The 21,512-nt window shown below is 37.5% G+C and carries 17 protein-coding genes; 15 read left to right on the plus strand and 2 right to left on the minus strand.

The annotated features are described in order from the left end of the window. Positions 1 to 20 precede the first annotated feature (20 nt). Entirely contained in the window at positions 21 to 1,727 is a 1,707-nt protein-coding gene (locus tag DHW03_RS11975; protein WP_109926092.1) for a M3 family oligoendopeptidase, read from the plus strand. Positions 1,728 to 1,867: 140 nt separating this feature from the next. Here DHW03_RS11975 and DHW03_RS11980 read toward each other — a convergent pair whose 3' ends face one another. Continuing rightward, complete coding sequence (locus DHW03_RS11980) at positions 1,868 to 3,091, minus strand: MFS transporter (RefSeq protein ID WP_109926093.1); 1,224 nt, start codon at positions 3,089 to 3,091, stop codon at positions 1,868 to 1,870. Between the two features lie 285 nt (positions 3,092 to 3,376). Here DHW03_RS11980 and DHW03_RS11985 point away from each other — a divergent pair, with 285 nt between their 5' ends. Beyond that, on the plus strand, positions 3,377 to 5,329 hold the full coding sequence (locus DHW03_RS11985) for an amino acid permease (protein ID WP_109926094.1): 1,953 nt from the start codon (positions 3,377 to 3,379) through the stop codon (positions 5,327 to 5,329). 474 nt (positions 5,330 to 5,803) lie between these two features. Here DHW03_RS11985 and DHW03_RS11990 read toward each other — a convergent pair whose 3' ends face one another. Beyond that, positions 5,804 to 7,762 (minus strand): KUP/HAK/KT family potassium transporter, encoded by a 1,959-nt coding sequence (locus tag DHW03_RS11990; protein WP_109926095.1) that lies wholly within the window; start codon positions 7,760 to 7,762, stop codon positions 5,804 to 5,806. 220 nt (positions 7,763 to 7,982) lie between these two features. On the opposite strand from DHW03_RS11990, the gene DHW03_RS11995 reads away from it, so the two are divergent. The 13 genes from DHW03_RS11995 (at position 7,983) to DHW03_RS12055 (ending at position 21,322) form a co-directional block, all read left to right on the plus strand. Then, complete coding sequence (locus tag DHW03_RS11995; protein ID WP_240618527.1) at positions 7,983 to 8,477, plus strand: T9SS type A sorting domain-containing protein; 495 nt, start codon at positions 7,983 to 7,985, stop codon at positions 8,475 to 8,477. 76 nt (positions 8,478 to 8,553) lie between these two features. After that, entirely contained in the window at positions 8,554 to 9,165 is a 612-nt protein-coding gene (locus DHW03_RS12000) for a fumarylacetoacetate hydrolase family protein (protein WP_109926096.1), read from the plus strand. A 3-nt stretch (positions 9,166 to 9,168) separates the two neighbouring features. Next, entirely contained in the window at positions 9,169 to 10,902 is a 1,734-nt protein-coding gene (locus DHW03_RS12005; protein ID WP_109926097.1) for a M23 family metallopeptidase, read from the plus strand. A gap of 282 nt (positions 10,903 to 11,184) precedes the next feature. After that, complete coding sequence (gene bcp, locus DHW03_RS12010) at positions 11,185 to 11,649, plus strand: thioredoxin-dependent thiol peroxidase (protein WP_109926098.1); 465 nt, start codon at positions 11,185 to 11,187, stop codon at positions 11,647 to 11,649. Positions 11,650 to 11,706: 57 nt separating this feature from the next. Next, a complete protein-coding gene (locus DHW03_RS12015) occupies positions 11,707 to 12,552 on the plus strand; it encodes a transketolase (protein WP_109926099.1) in 846 nt (281 codons plus the stop codon). A 185-nt stretch (positions 12,553 to 12,737) separates the two neighbouring features. Next, complete coding sequence (locus tag DHW03_RS12020; protein ID WP_025145704.1) at positions 12,738 to 13,694, plus strand: transketolase family protein; 957 nt, start codon at positions 12,738 to 12,740, stop codon at positions 13,692 to 13,694. A gap of 292 nt (positions 13,695 to 13,986) precedes the next feature. Beyond that, positions 13,987 to 14,547, plus strand: a complete 561-nt coding sequence (locus DHW03_RS12025; RefSeq protein ID WP_109926100.1) for an RNA polymerase sigma factor — start codon at positions 13,987 to 13,989, stop codon at positions 14,545 to 14,547. Between the two features lie 30 nt (positions 14,548 to 14,577). Beyond that, on the plus strand, positions 14,578 to 15,237 hold the full coding sequence (locus tag DHW03_RS12030) for a hypothetical protein (protein WP_165825416.1): 660 nt from the start codon (positions 14,578 to 14,580) through the stop codon (positions 15,235 to 15,237). 5 nt (positions 15,238 to 15,242) lie between these two features. Next, positions 15,243 to 15,680 (plus strand): hypothetical protein, encoded by a 438-nt coding sequence (locus DHW03_RS12035; RefSeq protein ID WP_109926102.1) that lies wholly within the window; start codon positions 15,243 to 15,245, stop codon positions 15,678 to 15,680. Positions 15,681 to 15,890: 210 nt separating this feature from the next. Next, positions 15,891 to 17,096, plus strand: coding sequence for an aspartate aminotransferase family protein (locus DHW03_RS12040; RefSeq protein WP_109926103.1), 1,206 nt, complete (start codon positions 15,891 to 15,893; stop codon positions 17,094 to 17,096). Between the two features lie 244 nt (positions 17,097 to 17,340). Next, positions 17,341 to 18,018: a response regulator transcription factor gene (locus DHW03_RS12045; protein ID WP_109926104.1), complete on the plus strand. Its 678-nt coding sequence runs from the start codon at positions 17,341 to 17,343 to the stop codon at positions 18,016 to 18,018. Between the two features lie 32 nt (positions 18,019 to 18,050). Further along, entirely contained in the window at positions 18,051 to 19,355 is a 1,305-nt protein-coding gene (locus DHW03_RS12050) for a sensor histidine kinase (protein WP_109926105.1), read from the plus strand. Positions 19,356 to 19,417: 62 nt separating this feature from the next. Then, positions 19,418 to 21,322: a 7TM diverse intracellular signaling domain-containing protein gene (locus DHW03_RS12055; protein WP_109926106.1), complete on the plus strand. Its 1,905-nt coding sequence runs from the start codon at positions 19,418 to 19,420 to the stop codon at positions 21,320 to 21,322. Positions 21,323 to 21,512: the final 190 nt, after the last annotated feature.

Below are 21,512 nucleotides of genomic sequence, written 5' to 3' on the forward strand. Positions count from 1 at the left end.
CCGATACAACATATACGACTATGATGATCAATAAAAAAACCAGAACATATATCCCGCAAGATTTAACCATAACATGGGATAGTTTAGAACCACTTTTTGCTGAATTACAAAACCGTGAGCTGAATAGCGTTGCTGAACTGGAGCAATGGCTTAAAGATCGTTCCGAATTAGAAGCAGCCTTGGAGGAGGATTTCGCTTGGCGCTACATTAAAATGAGTTGCGACACCGCAAATGAGGAGTTGGTAAAAAACTTTCAATATTTTGCTACCGAAATTGAACCGAAAATTTCTCCACTGGGAAACGAATTGAATAAAAAATTTGTGGAAAGCCCTTATATGGACGAGTTGGATAAGCAAAAATTCTTTGTTTACAGCAGGGCAATTAAAAAAGCGCTTGAACTCTATCGTGAAGAAAACATTGAGCTCTTTACCGCGCTTCAAGTTAAACAACAAAAATACCAAGGGATAACCGGCGCTATGAGCGTCGAAATTAACGGACAAGAATATACACTAGAACAGGCTTCAATCTTCATTAAAGATTTAAACAGGGAAGTTCGTGAAAATGCATGGAAAACCATTCAGCAGCGGAGGTTAATTGACAAGGATGATTTAAACATCTTGTATGATGAACTGATTCATCTACGCAATCAAGTTGCTTTAAATGCGGGTTTTGAAAATTACCGCGATTATATGTTTCAAGCCTTGGGCCGTTTTGATTATACTCCGCAAGATTGCTATGACTTTGCCAATGCAATTGAGCAGGAAATTGTTCCGATACTGAAAGAACAGGCAGAAAAGCGTCGCCAAGCATTGGGTTTGGAGGTTTTGAAACCATGGGATTTGGATGTAAGCATCAGCGGAAAACCGGCTTTAAAACCTTTTAACAATGGAGAAGAACTTATTGATAAAAGTATTGCTTGTTTTAACGCCATTGATGAAAAGCTCGGATCGAAGTTGGCCACAATGAAAGCCAACAACTTGTTTGATGTAGAGAGTAGAAAAGGTAAGGCACCAGGGGGTTACAACTATCCTTTGGCAGAAACAGGCGCACCTTTTATTTTTATGAATTCGGCAAACTCACTTCGCGATTTAACCACAATGGTACACGAAGGCGGCCATGCCATACACACTTTCTTAACTGCAAATTTGGAGTTGAACGACTTCAAACATTGCCCTTCTGAAGTTGCCGAGCTCGCATCTATGAGCATGGAATTGATTTCAATGGACAACTGGGATGTGTACTTTGATGATCCTGAGGAATTAAATCGGGCTAAGAAAGAACAACTGGCCGATGTATTAAAAACTTTGCCTTGGGTTGCAGTGATTGACCAATTTCAGCATTGGGTGTACACCAACCCGAATCATACCGCAGCCGATAGAGAAGAAACTTTTAAACAGATTTTCAGCCGCTTCGGGGCAAGCTTTGCCAATTGGGATGGATTGGAACAGGAATTCGGCAACGTTTGGCAGAAACAATTGCATTTATTTGAAGTGCCTTTCTATTACATTGAATACGCAATCGCGCAACTAGGTGCGATTGCCGTTTGGAAAAATTACAAAGAAAATCCAGCGAAAGCGTTAGAACAATATTTGTCTGCCTTATCTTTAGGCTACACCAAACCCATGAACGAAATTTACGAAACCGCAGGAATCAAATTTGATTTTAGTGCGGAATATGTGAAAGAGTTGGCAAGTTTCGTGAAAGCAGAGCTAGAAAAATTAGGATAGAAATCCATTATTGTTTCTTCAGAAACACAAATTGAAAAGAGTCGTGGCCTGTGGTTACGACTTTTTTTTCCTATTTTTTGAGAAAAATCGTTGAGCAGAACGATGAAGTGAAGTTGCAGAATCCTATTACCCCTTATCCATTAGCTCAAAACTTCCTCCTTTTTTCGAAGCTTTAAAATGGCAAACATCACCACTACTGAAAGGAGAATCATAATAAGATAGCTCAAGCTTAAGTTTCGTTCGTCTTTTGCGGGAAGAACATTTACAATGCCATAGCTTAAAAAGGAAACAATTACATAGGTGATTCCACCCGTTAAGCCCCCAGCTATGCCCGCATTTTTTGGAAACTTGCTCAAACAGAAGGTAAAGTAATTATTAAACGTGAAACCAGCACCTACATGTATGATGAAGGCAAAACCGATCAGCGAATAAAGGTTCGAAATAAAGTTTAAGCTAAAAATCATGGCCATTACAAAAACAACTTGCAATAACGAATTGATGGCCAAACGTTTAAAAAATGGCCTATTGATGGTTGCTTTACCAATAAAGCCACCTACCATCCAGGCAAAGCCCAAAACTAAGGAACTGTAGCCTGCAACCACTGGTGAGAAATGCAATTGATGTTCGATAACAAATGGCCCCGTCATGTTATACACCATCACCATGCAATACGCCAAGCCAAGCATCACAATACCTAAAGTGAAACTGGTGGTTTTAATCATGCTAAGGTAGATTTCAGCAATTTTCTTCATTTGGAAATCGGTGAAGAATTTTAACGTTTCGCCACTAAACAAGAATTCTAAAAGCGCAAAGAGAAGGGCAAAGCCAGCAAGAAAATAAAAATTTGATTCCCAACCAAAAGCACTTTGTAAATATCCTCCAATAAAAGGAGCAACAATTGGCCCTGTTGACCAAATGATGGAGAATAAGCTGAGATAATGTTTAAGCGTATCGCCACTAAACAAATCGACAAAATAAGCTCTTTTCGCAACCACAATTGCCCCTACGGTTAAACCGTGCACAATTCTCATCAAATAAATTAGATAAATGTTATGCGTAGTTGCAATGATTAAACTCGCCGCGGCAAAAATTAAAAGCGCATATAGGCCAATTTTGTAACGGCCAAAGCTATCTAAAACACTGCCGATAAAAAGCTGCGAAACGCCATAACTGATTAAGAAAATACTTAAGGTAAGCTGAACTTGAATACTACTTACGCCCATTTCTCCAGCCATTGTGGGTAAAGATGGAATATAAATATCCGTCGCAAAACCCGAAAGCGGAATTAAGGCGAAGGCAAGCAGGGTGGCTAAACCCTGGTTCTTTTCTTTTATATACTTTGTATTCTGTATTGTCGATGCCATAAATTATAAACTCAAGGCGGTCTTAAATTAAAGCAATTCTCAACCTCAACCAACCACGCCACGATTTAGATGGCAAAAGTAGAATTTTAACGCCATGATAAACCAACAAATCCTATAGAATACACCTCGATTTCAAATTTTGACTTTGGTTCTATAAAGTTGTTCGTGAGTACTGGCTATCCAAATAATGCGCTGTAGATTGGGCTGTTATGAAATTTATATACTCCTTTAGAGGTTTTTAAACGATATTTTTTTAAGTTTGAAGAATACAACAAGCAAATCACGATGTTCGAAAAGCTATTTAGAAAGAAGTCTATCTCCAAAATACTCCAAGATGCAGCAAATGGTTATGGCGACCATGAAAATACACTTCACAAAACTTTAGGCGTTCGAGATTTAACCGCTTTTGGTATTGCAGCAATTATCGGTGCGGGGATTTTTAGTACCATTGGCAAGGCAAGCGCAGATGGAGGCCCAGCGGTAATCTTTCTATTTATTTTTACGGCTATTGCATGTAGCTTCGCTGCATTTGCTTATGCAGAATTTTCATCCATGGTTCCAGTTTCTGGAAGTGCCTACACCTATTCTTATGTAGCCTTTGGAGAACTTATTGCATGGATCATCGGATGGTCGCTCATTATGGAATATTCCATTGGAAACATTACCGTAGCGATCTCTTGGTCAGATTATTTTACAGGACTCCTTTCCACCATCAAAATTCCCTTTCTCGGTATAAATGGTATTCATGTTCCAGATTGGATGACAATGGATTACCTTAGTGCTTACAATGGGCATAAGCATGCCGAAGCGCTGTTGGCCGCTGGAAAAAACATGGCTGATTTAGATGTAGCAACGGCTTTAGCCAACAATGCATGGTTAACTGCGCCATTAATTGGAAGTTTCCACGTTGTTGCCGATTTGCCAGCGCTAGGAATCATCATCCTCATTACCTGGTTAATTTACAGAGGAATGAAAGAAAGCCGCAATGCCAGCAACGCTATGGTCGTGGTTAAACTAGCTGTAATTCTTTTGGTTTTAGCCGTTGGAATATTTTATGTTGATACCAAAAATTGGGATCCATTTGCCCCGAACGGCGTTTCTGGAGTTTTAAAAGGTGTATCTGCTGTATTTTTCGCTTATATCGGTTTCGATGCCATTTCTACCACAGCAGAAGAATGCAAGAATCCACAAAGAGATTTACCACGTGGTATGATGTGGGCCATTATCATTTGTACCATTTTGTACGTGGCTATCGCTTTAGTATTAACCGGAATCGTTAAATCGGATACCTTAGCTGTTGGCGATCCATTGGCATTTGTTTTCGATCAGATTGATTTAAAATTAATGAGTGGAATTATTGCCGTTAGTGCAGTGTTTGCTATGGCCAGTGTGCTTCTGGTATTTCAAATGGGGCAACCTAGAATATGGATGAGCATGAGCAGAGATGGCTTATTGCCTAAAGCTTTTTCAAGAATTCACCCAAAATATAAAACGCCGTCTTTCGCTACAGTAGTTGTGGGTTTTGTGGTTGCAGTTCCTTCTTTATTTATGAATTTAACCATCGTTACAGATCTTTGTTCCATCGGTACCTTGTTTGCATTTGTATTGGTTTGCGCCGGCGTACTGGTGCTTCAAAATAGACCAGATGTACAACGTGGCAAATTCAAAATTCCTTACGTAAATAGTAAATACATTATACCAGTTGTTTTTGTTGCCACAATAGCCTTTGCGTTTACCAAATTCGGTAAAGAAACAAAAGCATTTCTGTTCAACTCTCCAAAAACCATCCAAACCGTAAGCTTTGTAACCTCTTTAAGTGGTGATGAATTAAGAATTGTGAAAGAAGAAATTATTAAAAATGCGGCACCTCAATTAATCTTAACGGATAAAGTTGATGCCGAATCTTACCTAAGTGCTTTGCCAGGCGACCGCTACGAGCAGTTTATCTCTGCATCAAAAGTTTCTGTAGATAAAAAATATGAAAGCGGCTGGGGCTTATTTAAACACAAAATACCAATGTGGATTTTCTTAATCATCTGCATCATAATCACTTACTATTGCATCACTAAAAATTTATCGTTAATTCCAGTTTTAGGCTTGATAAGTTGTTTGTATATGATGTGCGAACTTGGTATCTCGAATTGGATTGGTTTTGGAATTTGGCTGATAATCGGTTTGGTAGTTTATTTCGCTTATGGCTACAAACATAGCAAACTGGCTCAAGTACAGGCCGATTAATGATGACCTGTTAAAGTTAGGTTCGTTAAGCCAACCCTCAAGGTAGCTATTGTAGTTGTATCGTAAGCCAAATTGAGTGTGGCAGACAAAATTTTATTTTGAACCACATAGGACACAAAAGTAGCGATGCGAAATTCACGCGCAAATTTGAATTTAAAATCAATTGAGCTATTTGTTGCAGAATATTATTTTGGCGAACTCAAACGAAAATTGAATTATGATACAGGCCCCGTCAATCCCGCCATACAAACATCTTAAAGACGCCTCCTTGCTGCTGAAATTATTTCAGCATCTTAATTGATTTTAATCTGTTTTATTCTTGTTCAGTTTAACAAAAGCCATAGCTGTTACCAATAGTAAACCGATACCTGAAGCAAGTATATATCGATCTTCGTTCTGCCAATGTGAAATTTTAGCAACAGGACCGACCAGGAAAAGGCAAATCGCAAAGATTATTACAGTTCTTCTCATCCGTTATACAGGCAACCTGTGCAATTCAATATCATCTGGCGTAACAAAAATCAAAGGCACCTTTTCTACATCTACGTAGCTGCTATCCAAACCAAAACTTCGTTCTTCAGATAAACTCAGTTTCTTCAAAATGAAGTAGTAATCCATAATGGTTCTTTCGTAGAAAGAAAGCTTAGTAAACTTAGATAAATGCTTTTCTAGAATCACAAAGCGGAAATCGCCGGCAATTTTATGTTTGTTTAAGGAGGTATATTGACTCGTAATGTCAATTTCGCCATTTTTAACCAACTCCTCTACCACTTTACGATAGAGTAAGTTAACACGTTGCTCTACCCTGAAACCCAATCTAAAATCGATTCGGATTAATTTACCCGGAATCAGGAATTCGACTTTATAATCTAATGTATAAGGCTCGTCCATTACATCAACATGCACTAACCAATACACATCCGCACGTTTAGGCTCTTTTTGAATGATGGAATAAATGATTTTGGATTCGATTTCTGTTTTAAAGTTTGCACTGGTTAAATACACCAGCTGAGAGGAATATTTCGGAACAGATTCATCGCTGCTAAGCTCTGTTAAGATTTGATAATAATCTTCTATTTCTACGTATTTTACGAAGCGGTTTTTAATCTTTCTGGCTACGAACCAACTCCACATAATGGTGAATAATAAGGAACCAATTAATACCGTTACCCAACCACCGTGTAAGAATTTGGTTAAATTACTGATTAAAAAAGTACCCTCAATAATTACATAAGTAAAAAAGAAGGTAAAAATCAATCCCTTAGGGAAACGTTTACTTCTAAGGTAAAAACTAACCAAAATAGTGGTCATTAGCATTGCAATGGTAATGGACAAACCATAAGCAGCATCCATTTTTTCTGCCTTTTCGAACAGCAACACAATGCCGCAACAACCTATCCAAAGCATCCAATTGATTGAGGGAACATATAACTGTCCTTTTGAAACCGATGGATAAACAATCTTAATTTTTGGCCAAAGATTTAAACGAACGGCCTCGGCGATTAAAGTAAACGAACCACTTATCAAAGCTTGGCTCGCAATAATCGCGGCCATTGTGGCCAAGATTACCATCGCCACTTGAAACTGCCCAGGAACAATCTCAAAAAATGGATTCATTGTAGCGCCCGGACGATAAGAACTTGCATTTTGTAAAATCCAAACGCCTTGACCCAGGTAATTCAAAATCAAGGTAAGCTTAACAAAAATCCAACTGATGCGAATGTTATTTCTACCGCAATGACCTAAATCGGAATATAATGCCTCGGCACCCGTTGTACATAAGAATACGCCACCTAGAATTACAAAGGCTAACTTATTGGTAACCAATAGGTGAATGGCATAATAAGGATTAAAGGCCTTTAAAATACTAAGGTCTTTAACAATGAAAGACAAACCGAGAACACCCAAAACTGCAAACCAAACAAACATAACCGGGCCAAATAGCTTGCCCACTAGGTTTGTTCCGAATTGCTGAATGATAAACAATAAGGTTAAGATAGACAATACAATCGGTATAACCGGAACATCAAATTTATTGGTTAATCCCTCGATTGCCGAAGTTACGGTGATACTTGGGGTTATAATCCCGTCGGCAAGCAAGGCGCAACCACCCACAACCGCGGGCACTACCAACCACTTGGCCTTTTTACGAACCAAAGAAAATAAAGAAAAAATCCCACCCTCACCTTTGTTATCAGCTCTTAATGTAATGATAACGTACTTAATGGTGGTTTGTAAAGTAAGCGTCCAGATGATACAGGAAAGCACTCCGAGCACGTTTGTTGGATTTATATCTTGTTTACCACCCAAAATGGTTGTAAAGATTGCATTTAGGGTGTATAGGGGTGATGTACCAATATCACCGAACACGATTCCCAAACTAATTAGAACTCCGCCGGCGGTTAATGCGTTGACATTTTTATGATTTGACACTTCGTTGATATTTTTAGTGCGGCAAAAGTAAACTAACTATAACAATTTAACAACCAAATTATTGAGTATTTTTATAGATGATAAAAACAATTATTATTGTTAAAATGTGTTAAAATATAGCTTTTGTATAAAATCTTTTAATTTCTTTGTTTAAAATTAATACATTTGTAATACCAATTTGATGAAACTCTACACTAAGATAATGCTCCTCTCCAAAATAATGTACACAATGTGCATTGTTTTGCTATGCAGTCTTAGTTCTTTGGCTCAACAACCTGATAGTATTAGGGTTAGCTTTAAAAATAAAACGAAAAAGGTAAGCAGAATACCCGAAATTAAAGCCAACATCCAGCCTTATAAACCACTTTACAATACATTCGGAGGTTCTAGCATGTTCAATACTTACTCCGGAACATCGAAATCTACAAGCCTCTCTACTTCAAAAGATAAACTTCTAACAATCGTTAAAATCTATCCTAATCCGGTAGAAGATCAGTTGAATATAATCTTATCCATCGCAAAAGATGGTACTCAAACCACAATCAAAATCATTGATTTACTCGGAAATGAAGTGGTAACGCTTTCTAACGAGCGGTTAAATGCTGGCGAACAAACCAAAACCTTTGCACTACCTAGTAGGTTAAATGCAGGTATCTACTTTTTAAGAGTTGTGTCAGGCTCAGAAAGTCAAGTAAAACGCATATCTGTTTTATAACATCATTTTCTTTTCTATTTTTGAATAATTGGGATTTTTTGAATGTCCCTCCTATTTTCTCAAACCTTATTTAGATATGAAAATCATTGCTATTGGCCGCAATTATGCAGAGCATGCCAAAGAACTAAACAATCCCGTTCCAACCACGCCAGTTATATTCTTAAAACCCGATACGGCTGTTTTAAAAGATAATAAGCCTTTCTATTTGCCCGATTTTTCTGATGATGTTCATTACGAGTTGGAGGTGGTATTGAAAATTTGCAAGGAAGGCAAGCATATCGCCGAAAAATTCGCGCCTAATTACTATGATGAAATCGGTTTAGGCATTGATTTTACAGCCAGAGACATTCAAAGTAGGCACAAAGAAAAGGGTTTACCTTGGGAGCTAGCCAAAGCATTTGACAATTCTGCCCCCATCAGTACATTTTTACCTAAAAGTGATTTCGAAGATTTGTATAACCTGAATTTTGAATTGAAGGTAAATGGCGAAACCCGTCAAAATGGATATACTAAAGATTTGTTGTTCTCGTTCGACAAGATTATCAGCTTTGTTTCGCAATATATTACCTTAAAAAAAGGCGATTTAATTTTTACCGGTACACCAGAAGGCGTTGGCAAAACCAATAAAGGTGACAAATTAGAAGCATGGCTAGAAGGTAAACAACTTTTAAATTTTGATGTAAAGTAAAGCATGATTAACAATCCGATAAAAAAAACACTTAACCTTTCGCTTTTATTTACTTTTCTTCTTACTTCTAATTTAGTCCAAGCACAAAAAATTTTCAGCAATAATAGATATCCGATTACCGATTTTAGGCAACCCTTAGACATTACACCACCTGCACTTGCAGGTTCGTTTGGCGAAATAAGGGGCAATCATTTCCATTCTGGTATTGATTTTAGAACCAACCAACGGGAAGGTTACCCCGTGTATGCTGTAGCTGATGGTTACATTTCCAGGTTAAGGGTTCAAAACAGTGGCTTCGGACAAGCACTGTACATCAATCATCCAAATGGTTTTACTACCGTTTATGGTCATTTACAACGTTTTGCACCTAAAATAGCAGCTATTGTAAAAAGCTTAGAATACGAGAAAAAATCTTTTGAGATCGATGAGTTCCCGAATGAGACTTTAATTCCGGTACGTAAGGGCGAAGTTATTGCCTGGTCTGGAAATAGAGGCAGTTCTGGAGGCCCCCACTTGCACTTCGAAATTAGAGATACAAAAACAGAAGAAACCGTAAACCCACAATTTTTTGGAATTATTATTCCTGATAATATCCCCCCGGCTATCCATGGTTTATATGTTTACCGATTGAACGGAAAGCCTTTTAATGAGAATACGCCAAAGCAAGCCATTGCCATTGCAGGTGCAAATGGTACCTACAAAGCTACTGCTCCAATTAGCCTAACTGGCGAAGTTGGTTTTGGAATTGTAACAACGGATCGGCACAACGGCATGTCGGGTATAAATGGCGTGTATTCTATTGAGTTAGAAGTTGATGGGAAAACGGTTTATACCTCTGCACTTGAACGCTTTGCTTTTGAGGACAGCAAGGCGATAAACTCCCATATCGATTACCCAACATATTTAAATACCAAAAGAAGCATTCAAAAAAGTTTTGTAGAGCCTGGAAACCCTTTAAAAATATACAGCAGTTTGGTAAACAGCGGACGCATTAATTTCAATGATGGTGTTCCACATCAACTTCGTTATATTGTAACAGATTCAAAAGGAAATTCTGCTGTACTGCCTTTTACAGTAAATGCTGGCTCTGCGCCCAACCTATTGCCTAGCGTTCCCGCTGGGATAATTTTCCCATACAATAAGGTTAACGAATTTAATCAAGACGATTTGAAAGTAATCTTCTCAAAGGGTACACTTTATAGCGACTTAACCTTCACTTATAAAAAACTACCTAAACCTGCAGGAAACGCTTGGTCGGCAATGCATCAAATACACAATCGTTCTACGCCACTTCATACCGGGTTCGACTTGTGGATTAAGGCAGATCAAATTCCGGAAAACTCGAGAAGCAAAGCGTTAATTGTGAATGCTAATGGGAGCTCGCAAGGTGGCTATTTTGATAATGGATATGTAAAAGCAACGCCAAAAAATTTCGGAACTTTCTACATCGCTTTGGATACCATCGCGCCCAGAGTAATTCCTGTTAACATTACGCCTGGCAAAAGCATGGCTGGATTATCAAAAATGACTTTTAAAATAAGCGATAACCTTTCCGGCATAAAAAGCTTTAATGGCTATTTAGATGGCAAGTGGATTTTAATGGAGTTTGATGCGAAATCGGCAACGCTGTGGCATAGTTTTGATGAGCGAACAAGTAAAGGCAAACATGAACTGGAAATTGTTGTGATGGATATGAAAGAAAATACCCGAAAGTATAGCATAGCTTTCTTTAAATAATTTGGTTGTTTTTGCCGTTTAAACCCGGCTGACGCGGATACCGGAACGTGCTTAAGGCCTGCATGTGCCTGCCTGCGGTGGGCAGGTATGAGCAAAAAACGGGACTACCGCTAAATTGAAATGCTGAAATTGCTTTTCAAAATGCTTTTAAAAGATTATCCTTGCTTCACCGCAGGTTAAAGTCATATTTTATTAAGGGTGGAACATAATAACGATTTAATCTGTTTAAATTGCAAAATCAATTGATCAAAACGATTCATTTATTAAAATTCAATTATAAATATGGCAACGTTAAAAGAAGGTGACCTTGCACCTGCAATAACATCAAAAGACCAAAACGGCAGCGAGGTTTCGCTAAGCGATTATAAGGGCAAAACAGTTGTGCTTTATTTCTATCCAAAAGATGATACCCCAGGTTGTACCGCCGAAGCTTGCGATTTTAGAGATAATTACCAAGGCTTAACGGCTCAGGGAATTGTGGTTTTGGGCGTAAGTGTTGACGATGAAAAATCTCATCAAAAATTTGTAACCAAACACAGTTTACCTTTCACTTTGCTGGCTGATACAGACCAAAAAATTGTTAACGACTACGGTGTGTGGGCAGAAAAAAACATGTATGGCAAAAAATATATGGGCACCGTACGCACCACTTTTATTATTGATGGTGATGGCAAAATTGCGCACATTATCAATAAAGTTGACACTAAAAACGCTACACAACAGGTACTCGATTTAATCAATAACTAATTATGATATAGCGGGTAAAATATTACCTTTGCTATGTAACAACAACCTCTTATTTTAATGAAACATACAATTAAAGAGCTAGAAGATATCGCTTCGCAAATTAGACGAGATATCGTAAGAATGGTTCACGGATGTCAATCAGGCCACCCAGGTGGATCACTCGGCTGTGCCGATTTTTTTACTGCCTTATATTTTGAGGTGTTAAACCACAAAAAGGAATTTACCATGGACGGTGTTGGTGAAGACTTGTTTTTCCTTTCTAACGGACATATTTCTCCAGTTTGGTATAGTACGCTTGCACATGCAGGTTATTTTGATAAAAGTGAATTGGCAACTTTCCGTAAGTTAGATTCTAGATTGCAAGGCCACCCAACTACACACGAACATTTACCAGGGATACGCATTGCATCTGGCTCGTTGGGTCAGGGTATGTCGGTAGCTATAGGTGCTGCATTAACTAAAAGATTAAACGGTGATAATTCTTACGTATTTACCTTACATGGTGATGGAGAATTACAAGAAGGCCAAAATTGGGAAGCGGCCATGTTCGCACCTTTCCACGAAATGGATCGTTTAATTTGCAGTGTAGATTATAACGGCCAACAAATTGATGGACCAACGAAAAAAGTACTTTCTTTAGATAGCTTGCAGGCTAAATTTGAAGCTTTTGGATGGCATGTAATCAATACCGATGGTAACGATATGCAATCGATAGTAGAAGGTTTACACTACGCTAAAACATTAACTGGCAAAGGAAAACCTATTTTAAATTTAATGAGCACGCAAATGGGTGCTGGTGTAGATTATATGATGGGTTCGCACAAATGGCATGGTACTGCTCCAAATGATGAGCAATTGGCAACAGCCTTAGCGCAATTACCAGAAACCTTGGGAGACTATTAAACTAGATTGGAGAGGATAGATCTGTGATTGTTAATGATTCATCGCTCAATCTCAATTCGAAAATCTCACATCAAAAAACGATAAAATCCTGATAATAAACTAGCTTGGAGACGATAGTATGAGATTTGAGACACATTGGCGCTCAATCTTGGCCCTAAAATCCCATATTTAATATCTAAAACAAAATGAAAAAATATACATACACAGAAAAAAAAGATACACGTTCGGGTTTTGGCGCTGGCTTGCATGAGGCTGGTAAGAAAAACGAAAATGTTGTTGCCTTATGTGCCGATTTAGTTGGATCGCTAAAAATGGATGCTTTTATTAAAGATTTTCCTGAGCGCTTTACCCAAGTTGGTATTGCAGAAGCAAACATGATCGGTATTGCAGCAGGTATGACCATTGGTGGCAAAATTCCTTTTACCGGAACATTCGCAAACTTTTCTACTGGTCGTGTTTACGATCAAATCCGTCAGTCTGTTGCCTATTCAAATAAAAACGTTAAAATCTGTGCATCGCATGCTGGCTTAACTTTAGGAGAAGATGGTGCAACACACCAAATTTTAGAAGATATAGGCTTAATGAAAATGTTGCCTGGTATGGTGGTGATAAATCCTTGCGATTACAACCAAACTAAAGCGGCTACATTGGCCATTGCAGAATATGAAGGACCAGTTTACCTGCGTTTTGGTCGCCCGGTGATTCCTGTATTTACCGATCCTGATCAAAAATTTGAGATTGGAAAAGCTTGGATGGTTAACGAAGGTACTGATGTAACCATTATTGCAACCGGCCACATGGTTTGGAAAGCAATAGAAGCGGGAGAAAAACTAGCAGAATTGGGCATTGATGCGGAAATTATAAATATCCACACCATTAAACCTTTGGATGATGAAGCCATCTTAAAATCAGTAAAGAAAACTGGTTGCGTTGTAACTTGCGAAGAGCACAACAAGTTTGGTGGTTTGGGAGAAAGTGTAGCACGTTTATTAACTACAGAATTGCCAACTCCACAAGAGTTTGTTGCCACTAACGATACTTTTGGAGAAAGCGGAACACCAGATCAGTTAATGGCAAAATACGGCTTAGATGCAGTTAATATTGTTGAAGCGGTTCAAAAAGTAATTGGTAGAAAAAAATAGAAAAAAGACTTGAAAAGCGAAACGGAAGTCAGAAGAATTTAGTCGGGGGTTAGAAATCAGGAGACTTAAGTGAGACGTCGGGAGATTAGAAATTGGTGACTTTACAACAAGGTTATTAAAACCCCCTCTTACATCTAGCTTCTTCCGACTTCCGTCCTCTGACTTATATCTAATATCTTAGGTCTTCCGTCGCCTGGCTCAAATTTCACATCTCATGTCTCACATCTCATATCTCATATCTCATATCTCATATCTCATATTTCATATTTCATATCTCACATCTAAATAAGCAATGAAACAAGTTGAAGATTCGGAAATTCTTGCCCTTTTTGCTGCCGAGAAAACTCGAAATGAAGCTTTCAACTTGCTTTTAAAAAAGTATCAGCAAAAAATATATTGGCATATTCGCCGGTTGGTTCTAAACCATGATGACTGTGATGATCTGCTTCAAGAGGTTTTTGTTAAGGTTTGGAAAAATCTAGACAAATTTAGAAGTGACTCTCAACTATATACTTGGATTTACAGAATCGCTACGAACGAATCCATTACCTTCCTAAACAAGCAAAAGCAACGCAACAATACGCCACTTGATGAAGTTTCTTCAGAATTGGCCGATAACCTAGTGGCTTCATCTTACTTTAATGGAGATAAATTGGAGCTCAAGCTACAAAAGGCAATTCTAACCCTCCCCGAAAAACAAAGAATTATTTTCAATATGAAGTATTTTGATGATATGAAATATGAAGAAATATCTGAAGTGCTCGGAACCTCTGTAGGTGCTTTAAAGGCATCATTTCACATCGCTGCGAAAAAAATCGAAGCAATTATAACAAATGATGAAATAGACTATTAAACCTTTTGATCTTAATTGTATCATATATCTGTGATGAACGAAAATATAGAAAATAACGATTGGATGAATGAAGCGCCGACCTTAGCGGCCATGCGTAACGGAAATCCATTCTCCGTTCCTGATGGGTATTTCGAAAATTGTGACGAGGCTATTTTTTCTTCCATTTTTATTGATGGAATAAAGCAAAAAACAAAAGACAATAGTTTTGAAGTTCCTCAAAATTATTTTGAAGAATTAACGGAACGCATTACCACACATGTAGCAATCAGTCAAATCGCTAAAGCCGAAAATGCTTTTGCCGTACCAGAAAACTACTTTGATACCTTACAAAGTAGAATTGCAGGTAAAATTGAAGCATCTGAGGTAAAGAAAGAAGCGAAAATTATCCCGATGTGGAGGAAAAGCTTTTTCAAGTACGCAAGCGCTGCCTGCTTTTTATTAGTTGCCTCTTTCGGTTTATATTTCTATCAGAACAGTACAACTGCTGAAACCCTTCCTACGCAATCGGCAGATGTTTATGCAGAACAAATGTTGTACGATATTGATGAGCATACCATTATTGAGCACATCGAATCACAAAACGTTAAATCATCGGTAACCAATACCAAATCTGAGTCAGATACAGATATGGAAAACTACATCCTGAACAACTACTCTTCGAGCGATTTAACTCAGGAATTAAATAATTAACTAAAATGAAGAATTTATTTTTCGCCACGATATTACTCCTATTACCTACTATGCTTTTGGCACAACGCCAAAAGGGAGAGGAAATAGAATCGCTAAAAATTGCCTATTTCACCCAAAAGCTTGATTTATCGCCAGATGAAGCCAAGATTTTTTGGCCAATTTACAACGAGATGCAACGCGAACAGTTGGCTTTACGTAAAGAGCGGATGCAAAAAATGATCTCCTTTAGGAAAACGACCGAAATTGATAATTTAAGTGATGCGCAAGTTCAAAGTTTGATTACGAGCGAACTGGATTTCAGACAGAGAGACTTAAATCTGGAAAAAAAATACTACAACAAATTCAAATCTTCCTTACCAATTAAAATCGTAGGAAAATATTTTAGAGCTCAAGAAGCATTTAAAAGGGAATTACTTAACCGATATAGAGGCGGTCCGAAATAAAATAAAACACACATTTTCTATAATAAAGGTCTATGAAATTAGAAAATCATAGACCTTTTTTTTTTGATCTAGACAACCTATTTTTGATTGCAAAGAATGAATGAAAGTAACTTTTTGTACAAAAGATGGGGGGCGTTTTATGAAAGTCATTTTCTAAAAGGCCTACAGAAAAACTAGGCGATAAAAAATACATTTCCGTATTTTTGCATTATGCTAACACAACGTCAGTTATTTTTACAACACAATGCACAAACCTCTACCGAACCGCTATTGCTAGAATTTGTTCGTGCAAAAGGCATATATATTTACGATTCGTTAGGCAAAAAGCATATTGATTTGATTGCTGGCATTGGCGTAAGTAACGTTGGCCATTGCCATCCAGCGGTCGTAAAAGCCATACAAGAGCAGGCAGAAACCTACATGCACCTAATGGTTTATGGAGAATATGTACAAAGTCCACAGGTTAATTTTGCCAAGGCCTTAGCCGATATCTTGCCCGAGAGCCTGAGTTGTACTTATTTTTTAAATTCAGGAACGGAAGCTGTAGAAGGCGCCATGAAGTTAGCCAAACGATACACCGGTAGGAAAGGCTTTATTGCCTGCAAAAACGCCTACCATGGCAGTACACATGGTGCAGAGAGCTTAATGGAAAGCGACTATTATTCAGCGGGTTATGGGCCATTCCTGCCTCATGTTAGCTTTATCGAACACAATAAAATATCCGATTTAGAAAAAATTACCCCAGAAATTGCCGCCGTTTTTATCGAACCCATACAAGGCGAATCTGGCGTTAGAGTTGCTGATTTGGACTATATGCAGGCTTTAAGAGCTAAATGCAACGCCACTGGAACCTTGCTTATTTTTGATGAAATTCAATCTGGTTTTGGTAGAAGTGGCAAAATGTTTGCCTTTGAACACTATGGTATTGTGCCTGATGTTTTACTTTTGGCTAAAGGAATGGGTGGTGGTATGCCGATTGGAGCTTTTATCAGTTCGTTGGAAATAATGTCGGTTTTATCGCACACGCCTATATTGGGCCACATGACAACCTTTGGTGGACATCCAGTGTGCTGCGCAGCAGGCTTGGCAACCTTAAATACCTTGGTCAATCAGAAAATCGTTGATGAGGTAGAAGAAAAGGGCTTGCTATTTAAAACTTTGTTAAAACACCCTGCAATTAAAGAGATTAGAGGTAAAGGCTTAATGCTTGCTGTTGAATTTGATAGCTTTGAAACCAATAAAAAAATTATCGATGCCTGTATTTTAGATGGCCTTTTATCAGACTGGTTTCTGCATTGCAGCAATTCTATGCGCATTGCCCCTCCCCTAATCATCACCAAAGAAGAAATAGAAGAAGCATGTTCAATCATCCTAAAAAATATTAACTTCGTTCTTGAGCAAAAGGTTGAAGCCTAAAATAAAGCCCAAATCAATTTCACTCAATCCCGAAAACCACTTTATGATACCCGCTACTGAATACTTGATACCTGTTACTCGATACTAAATACCTGCTACTAGATACTTGATACCTGTTACTTGATACTAAATACCTGCTACTAGATACTTGATACCTGTTACTTGATACTAAATACCTGCTACTTGATACCAAATACTCGATACTATATACACCCAACAAAATACCTAACAACCAACAACTAAAATGAATGTACTAATCGTTGAGGATGAAAAAAGCTTGGCCTTGGAGATGGATGAATTCTTAAGCAATGAAGGATTCATAGTAGAACATGCCTGGAAAAAAGCCTCAGCTGAGGAAAAGATTTTTGTAAACAACTACGATTTTATTTTATTGGATTTAGGATTGCCTGACGGTGATGGATTTGATGTATTAAAACAACTTAAAGCCATAAAAGATCGTGATGATGCCGTGATTATCTTGACAGCCAGAAGTGCCGTTGATGATCGAATTAAGGGCTTGGATGAAGGCGCAGATGATTACCTGCCCAAACCCTTTTCTTTAAATGAATTGCTCGCCCGGATGCATGCCATTACCAGAAGGAAACATAAACTAGAAAAAAATGAGATCAACATTCACGATTTCTTGCTGAACATCCAAAACAGAACCGTTTCATTTGGCGAAGAAAGATTAAACCTTACAAAAAAAGAATTTGAAATTTTCAACTACCTCGTACTGAATAAAAATCGCGTGGTTTCCAGAATGAGTTTGACTGAACACGTATGGGGCGATATTTTAGAAGTAAATTCAGATTCTAATTTTGTTGATGTGCATGTTAAAAATCTAAGAAAAAAATTGGCTGCAATTACACCAATCGATTGGTTTGAAACCGTGAGAAGCATTGGTTACAGAATAAATTACTAATGTTTTTGGTTTAATTGTTATCCACTAACAAAATGAAGTTACAGGTTAAATTTTCCTTGTATAACGCCATTACAAAAATCGCCATTATCGTGGTGTTGGGCGCTATTATCCTGTTCTCGCTAGACAAACTGGCCTACAACCAACTCGATAATAGGCTTTTAAAAAAGAAAAATAAAATCATCGAACATTTAAATGATGACGAAATTGACAGTTTGTTAAACAATCAGCAATCTTTTACCGATTATAATATCCTGAAGGAAGAATTCATTGTATTAACTGACATTCCAGACAATCAAAAAGATTCTGTTGCCCAAATATATTCAGAGAAACGAGAAATTGAAGGTGATGTAGAGGTTTACCGAATCTTAAACTATAAATTTTTATACCACACCAATTGGTACAATTTAGAAATTGGAGAAACCATGACGACCTTGGAATCCATTAAGAATGTGATTCGATTTTATATGTTGGTTGTGCTCGTGGGGGCCTTGCTGATTACATTAATAACCGATTATGCCTTTTCTAATTTTCTGCTCAAACCCTTTTACTTAATAATCGATAAGAAAATCAATCGGGTTGATGATCCAACACATTATAATTACGAGAATATACCCACAAATACCGATGATTTCAAAATTTTAGACAATAGTGTAAATTCCTTAATGCGTAAAATTAATACGCTTTTTGCCTTGGAGAAGCAGTTCATCGCTAACGTTTCGCACGAGTTGCTCACACCGATTTCGATATTGAGTACACGTTTCGAAAACATGCTCAGTACGCCAGAGATTCCCCTTGAACATGAAACTAAAATTTACGCGTCATTAAAAACTTTAAATCGTCTAAAAGTAATCATAAACAGCTTGTTACTGATCTCCAAAGTCGAAAACAATCAATACTTAAAAACTGAAGAGATTGACTTAAAGCAAGAACTGATAGATATTTACGAGGATTTAGAAGATAGAATTTCGGATAAAAAAATCGCCTACAATTTAAATTTAGATGAGGATTTTAAATTTACGGGTAATAAGGCCCTAATTCATACCTTACTTATCAACATCATCAACAACGCTATTAAGTACAATATTAATGGCGGAACATTATCAATCATTGGCAAAAAAGATCATCAAAACTATGTTTTAACCATCATCGATACAGGTTTGGGCATGAGTGCGGCTTTAGTGGAGGATGCCTTTGACCGTTTCAAACGTGGAAATACAGATGAAAACGGTTTTGGCTTGGGTTTAGCCATTGTACAAAGTATCGCCAAATTTCATAAAATCGACATCCAGATCAAATCTGAAGAAGGAAAGGGAACGAGTATTTCGTTAGTTTTTTAAGCAGAAATCCCGCGGTTATTTGATAATTATCAAATTCATACATTTTTGTACCTTTGCTATTGATGTTGATTCCATCTTATATAAAAAACGTATTTCTGCTTGTAGTAGTACTTTTAACTTGCTCAATCTCTGGCCTCAAAGCTCAGCAAACGGTTGAAATTCAAGATTCAGTTCCTCAGCGCATATTTACCTTTAAACAAATTGAGGTTTTAGAAGATGCTAAGGGCAGCATGTCTTTCAACGATGTTAAAAGTGGAAATTTCGATCGTAAGTTCAAGGCAAGCAAATCGAGCACACCACAAACCAAAGAACTCGGCAAAACCTATTGGTTTCGAATCAAGATAAAGAAAAACGAAATCGCTAAAAAACCTTTTATTCTGGAGTTTTTTGATCAAACGATAGACCACATTACCGCATACATTCCGCAAGGCGATAATAGCTATAAAATTGAGGAACTGGGGGATGCAAATGCATTTAGCAAGCGCTTAATCCATCATAAAAACTTTGAGATCCCAATAGAAAATAAGGGCAACGCTGCACAGATTTATTATTTCAAAATCAAATCTTCGCAGATATCTGATGTGATTATTGTTTTGAGAACCGCAGAATGGTTTATCTCTTATGCATTAGATGAGTATTTTTATTTTGGTATTTTTTATGGGATGATCCTCGTTTTCAGCTTCTACAATCTGATTATGTTTATCGCCATTAGGCAAAAGCAATACCTATATTATGTGCTTTACAACTTGAGTGTAGGTTTTTTTGAAATGAGTACTGATGGTATTGCCTACCAATACCTTTGGCCAAATGCACCCGGCTGGAATCAAGTTGCCTATGCATTTGCGCTCTGTGCAACCAGCATTTTCGCCCTCCTTTTTACTAGAGAACTGCTTTATGTTAAAGCTAAGGCACCCAAATTAAACCAATTGATTATTGGCGTGATTACCATCCGCTTAATATTTTTTGTTTACTGCTATTTATTTGATCAAACTTTATTCAGTTACAAATTTATTGAAGCCGTGCCATTATCGGTTGCCTTTTTTACAGGGATTTACATCTACAAAAACGGTTATCAGCCCGCCCGATTCTTTGTGTTGGGCTATAGTTTCCTATTTGCTGGCTTTACATTGAAGTTCTTAATTATGCTCGGCATTGGCTGGCTAAATTTTGGTGCAATTAGCTATTATAGCTTAAGCTTTTGCTTCGTTTTGGAAATGGTATTTTTATCATTTGCGATTGGCGATAAGGTGCGGATTTTGAAAGTAAAGAAAGACAAAGCACAGCAAAAAATCATCAGGCAAATGGCCCTTAATGCCAAGCTGAAAGATACCATTAACCGAGAGTTGGAGAGCAAAGTTGAGGAACGCACACGCGAAGTTTACCACAAATCCTTAATTATTGAAAGTAAAAATCAAGCTTTAGAGGAGGCAAACTTGCTATTGCAACAACAAGCTGAAGAAATTTCGAGAATGAATGTATTGCTTGAACATGATAACATTGAACTTCAAACCAATGTAGAGAAAGTAACTCGCGATCGTGTAATGAATACTGAAGTTGATTTCGAGGAGTTTAGCAAAATTTATCCCGACAAAGAAAGTTGTTACCAATTTTTGGCAGATTTAAAATGGGCTAAAGGTTATCACTGTAAGAAGTGCAATAATGATCATTATTTTAACGGCCATATCTTATACAGTCGCAGATGCAGTAAATGTGGCTATGAAGAATCGGTTACTACCTATACCATTTTTCATAATATGAGGATTCCCATTAATAAAGCTTTCTATATGATTTTCCTAATCTACTCTACAAAGGGAAAAATCTCTTCTCATAAACTATCAGAACTATTATCCATTAGGCAAAGCACCTGCTGGACTTTTGGCGCCCGCATAAAAAAGGTGATGGAAGATCGGAAGAAAACGCTGAAAAAATCTGCAAAAAATGGCTGGAGCCAACTTGTGATAGAATAATATCACAATTTTTAGTGTCTAAAAAAGCATTAAAACACCTTTTTTATCAAAAAAATCAATAGGTATTTAAGCGTATCAAACTCAGTCCGCAGTGCATCTTCATTGCAGTGCTTAAACACTGATAATCAAGCCTAAAGGGCAAAAAACATTTACGGTATTAAAGCGTATTAATTTTCGTACAAAACACTTA

The sequence above is a fragment of the Pedobacter yonginensis genome (assembly GCF_003173595.1).
In the GTDB taxonomy this organism is placed as follows: domain Bacteria; phylum Bacteroidota; class Bacteroidia; order Sphingobacteriales; family Sphingobacteriaceae; genus Pedobacter; species Pedobacter yonginense.

What these genes read in the sequence shown, in the direction of transcription:
- DHW03_RS12005 (WP_109926097.1), top strand. Translation starts at nt 9,169, where the DNA reads ATGATTAACAATCCGATAAAAAAAACACTTAACCTTTCGCTTTTATTT.
- bcp (WP_109926098.1), top strand. Translation starts at nt 11,185, where the DNA reads ATGGCAACGTTAAAAGAAGGTGACCTTGCACCTGCAATAACATCAAAA.
- DHW03_RS12035 (WP_109926102.1), top strand. Translation starts at nt 15,243, where the DNA reads ATGAAGAATTTATTTTTCGCCACGATATTACTCCTATTACCTACTATG.
- DHW03_RS12050 (WP_109926105.1), top strand. Translation starts at nt 18,051, where the DNA reads ATGAAGTTACAGGTTAAATTTTCCTTGTATAACGCCATTACAAAAATC.
- DHW03_RS12000 (WP_109926096.1), top strand. Translation starts at nt 8,554, where the DNA reads ATGAAAATCATTGCTATTGGCCGCAATTATGCAGAGCATGCCAAAGAA.
- DHW03_RS12020 (WP_025145704.1), top strand. Translation starts at nt 12,738, where the DNA reads ATGAAAAAATATACATACACAGAAAAAAAAGATACACGTTCGGGTTTT.
- DHW03_RS12015 (WP_109926099.1), top strand. Translation starts at nt 11,707, where the DNA reads ATGAAACATACAATTAAAGAGCTAGAAGATATCGCTTCGCAAATTAGA.
- DHW03_RS11975 (WP_109926092.1), top strand. Translation starts at nt 21, where the DNA reads ATGATGATCAATAAAAAAACCAGAACATATATCCCGCAAGATTTAACC.
- DHW03_RS11995 (WP_240618527.1), top strand. Translation starts at nt 7,983, where the DNA reads ATGTACACAATGTGCATTGTTTTGCTATGCAGTCTTAGTTCTTTGGCT.
- DHW03_RS12045 (WP_109926104.1), top strand. Translation starts at nt 17,341, where the DNA reads ATGAATGTACTAATCGTTGAGGATGAAAAAAGCTTGGCCTTGGAGATG.
- DHW03_RS12040 (WP_109926103.1), top strand. Translation starts at nt 15,891, where the DNA reads ATGCTAACACAACGTCAGTTATTTTTACAACACAATGCACAAACCTCT.
- DHW03_RS12055 (WP_109926106.1), top strand. Translation starts at nt 19,418, where the DNA reads ATGTTGATTCCATCTTATATAAAAAACGTATTTCTGCTTGTAGTAGTA.
- DHW03_RS11985 (WP_109926094.1), top strand. Translation starts at nt 3,377, where the DNA reads ATGTTCGAAAAGCTATTTAGAAAGAAGTCTATCTCCAAAATACTCCAA.
- DHW03_RS12025 (WP_109926100.1), top strand. Translation starts at nt 13,987, where the DNA reads ATGAAACAAGTTGAAGATTCGGAAATTCTTGCCCTTTTTGCTGCCGAG.
- DHW03_RS11980 (WP_109926093.1), bottom strand. Translation starts at nt 3,091, where the DNA reads ATGGCATCGACAATACAGAATACAAAGTATATAAAAGAAAAGAACCAG.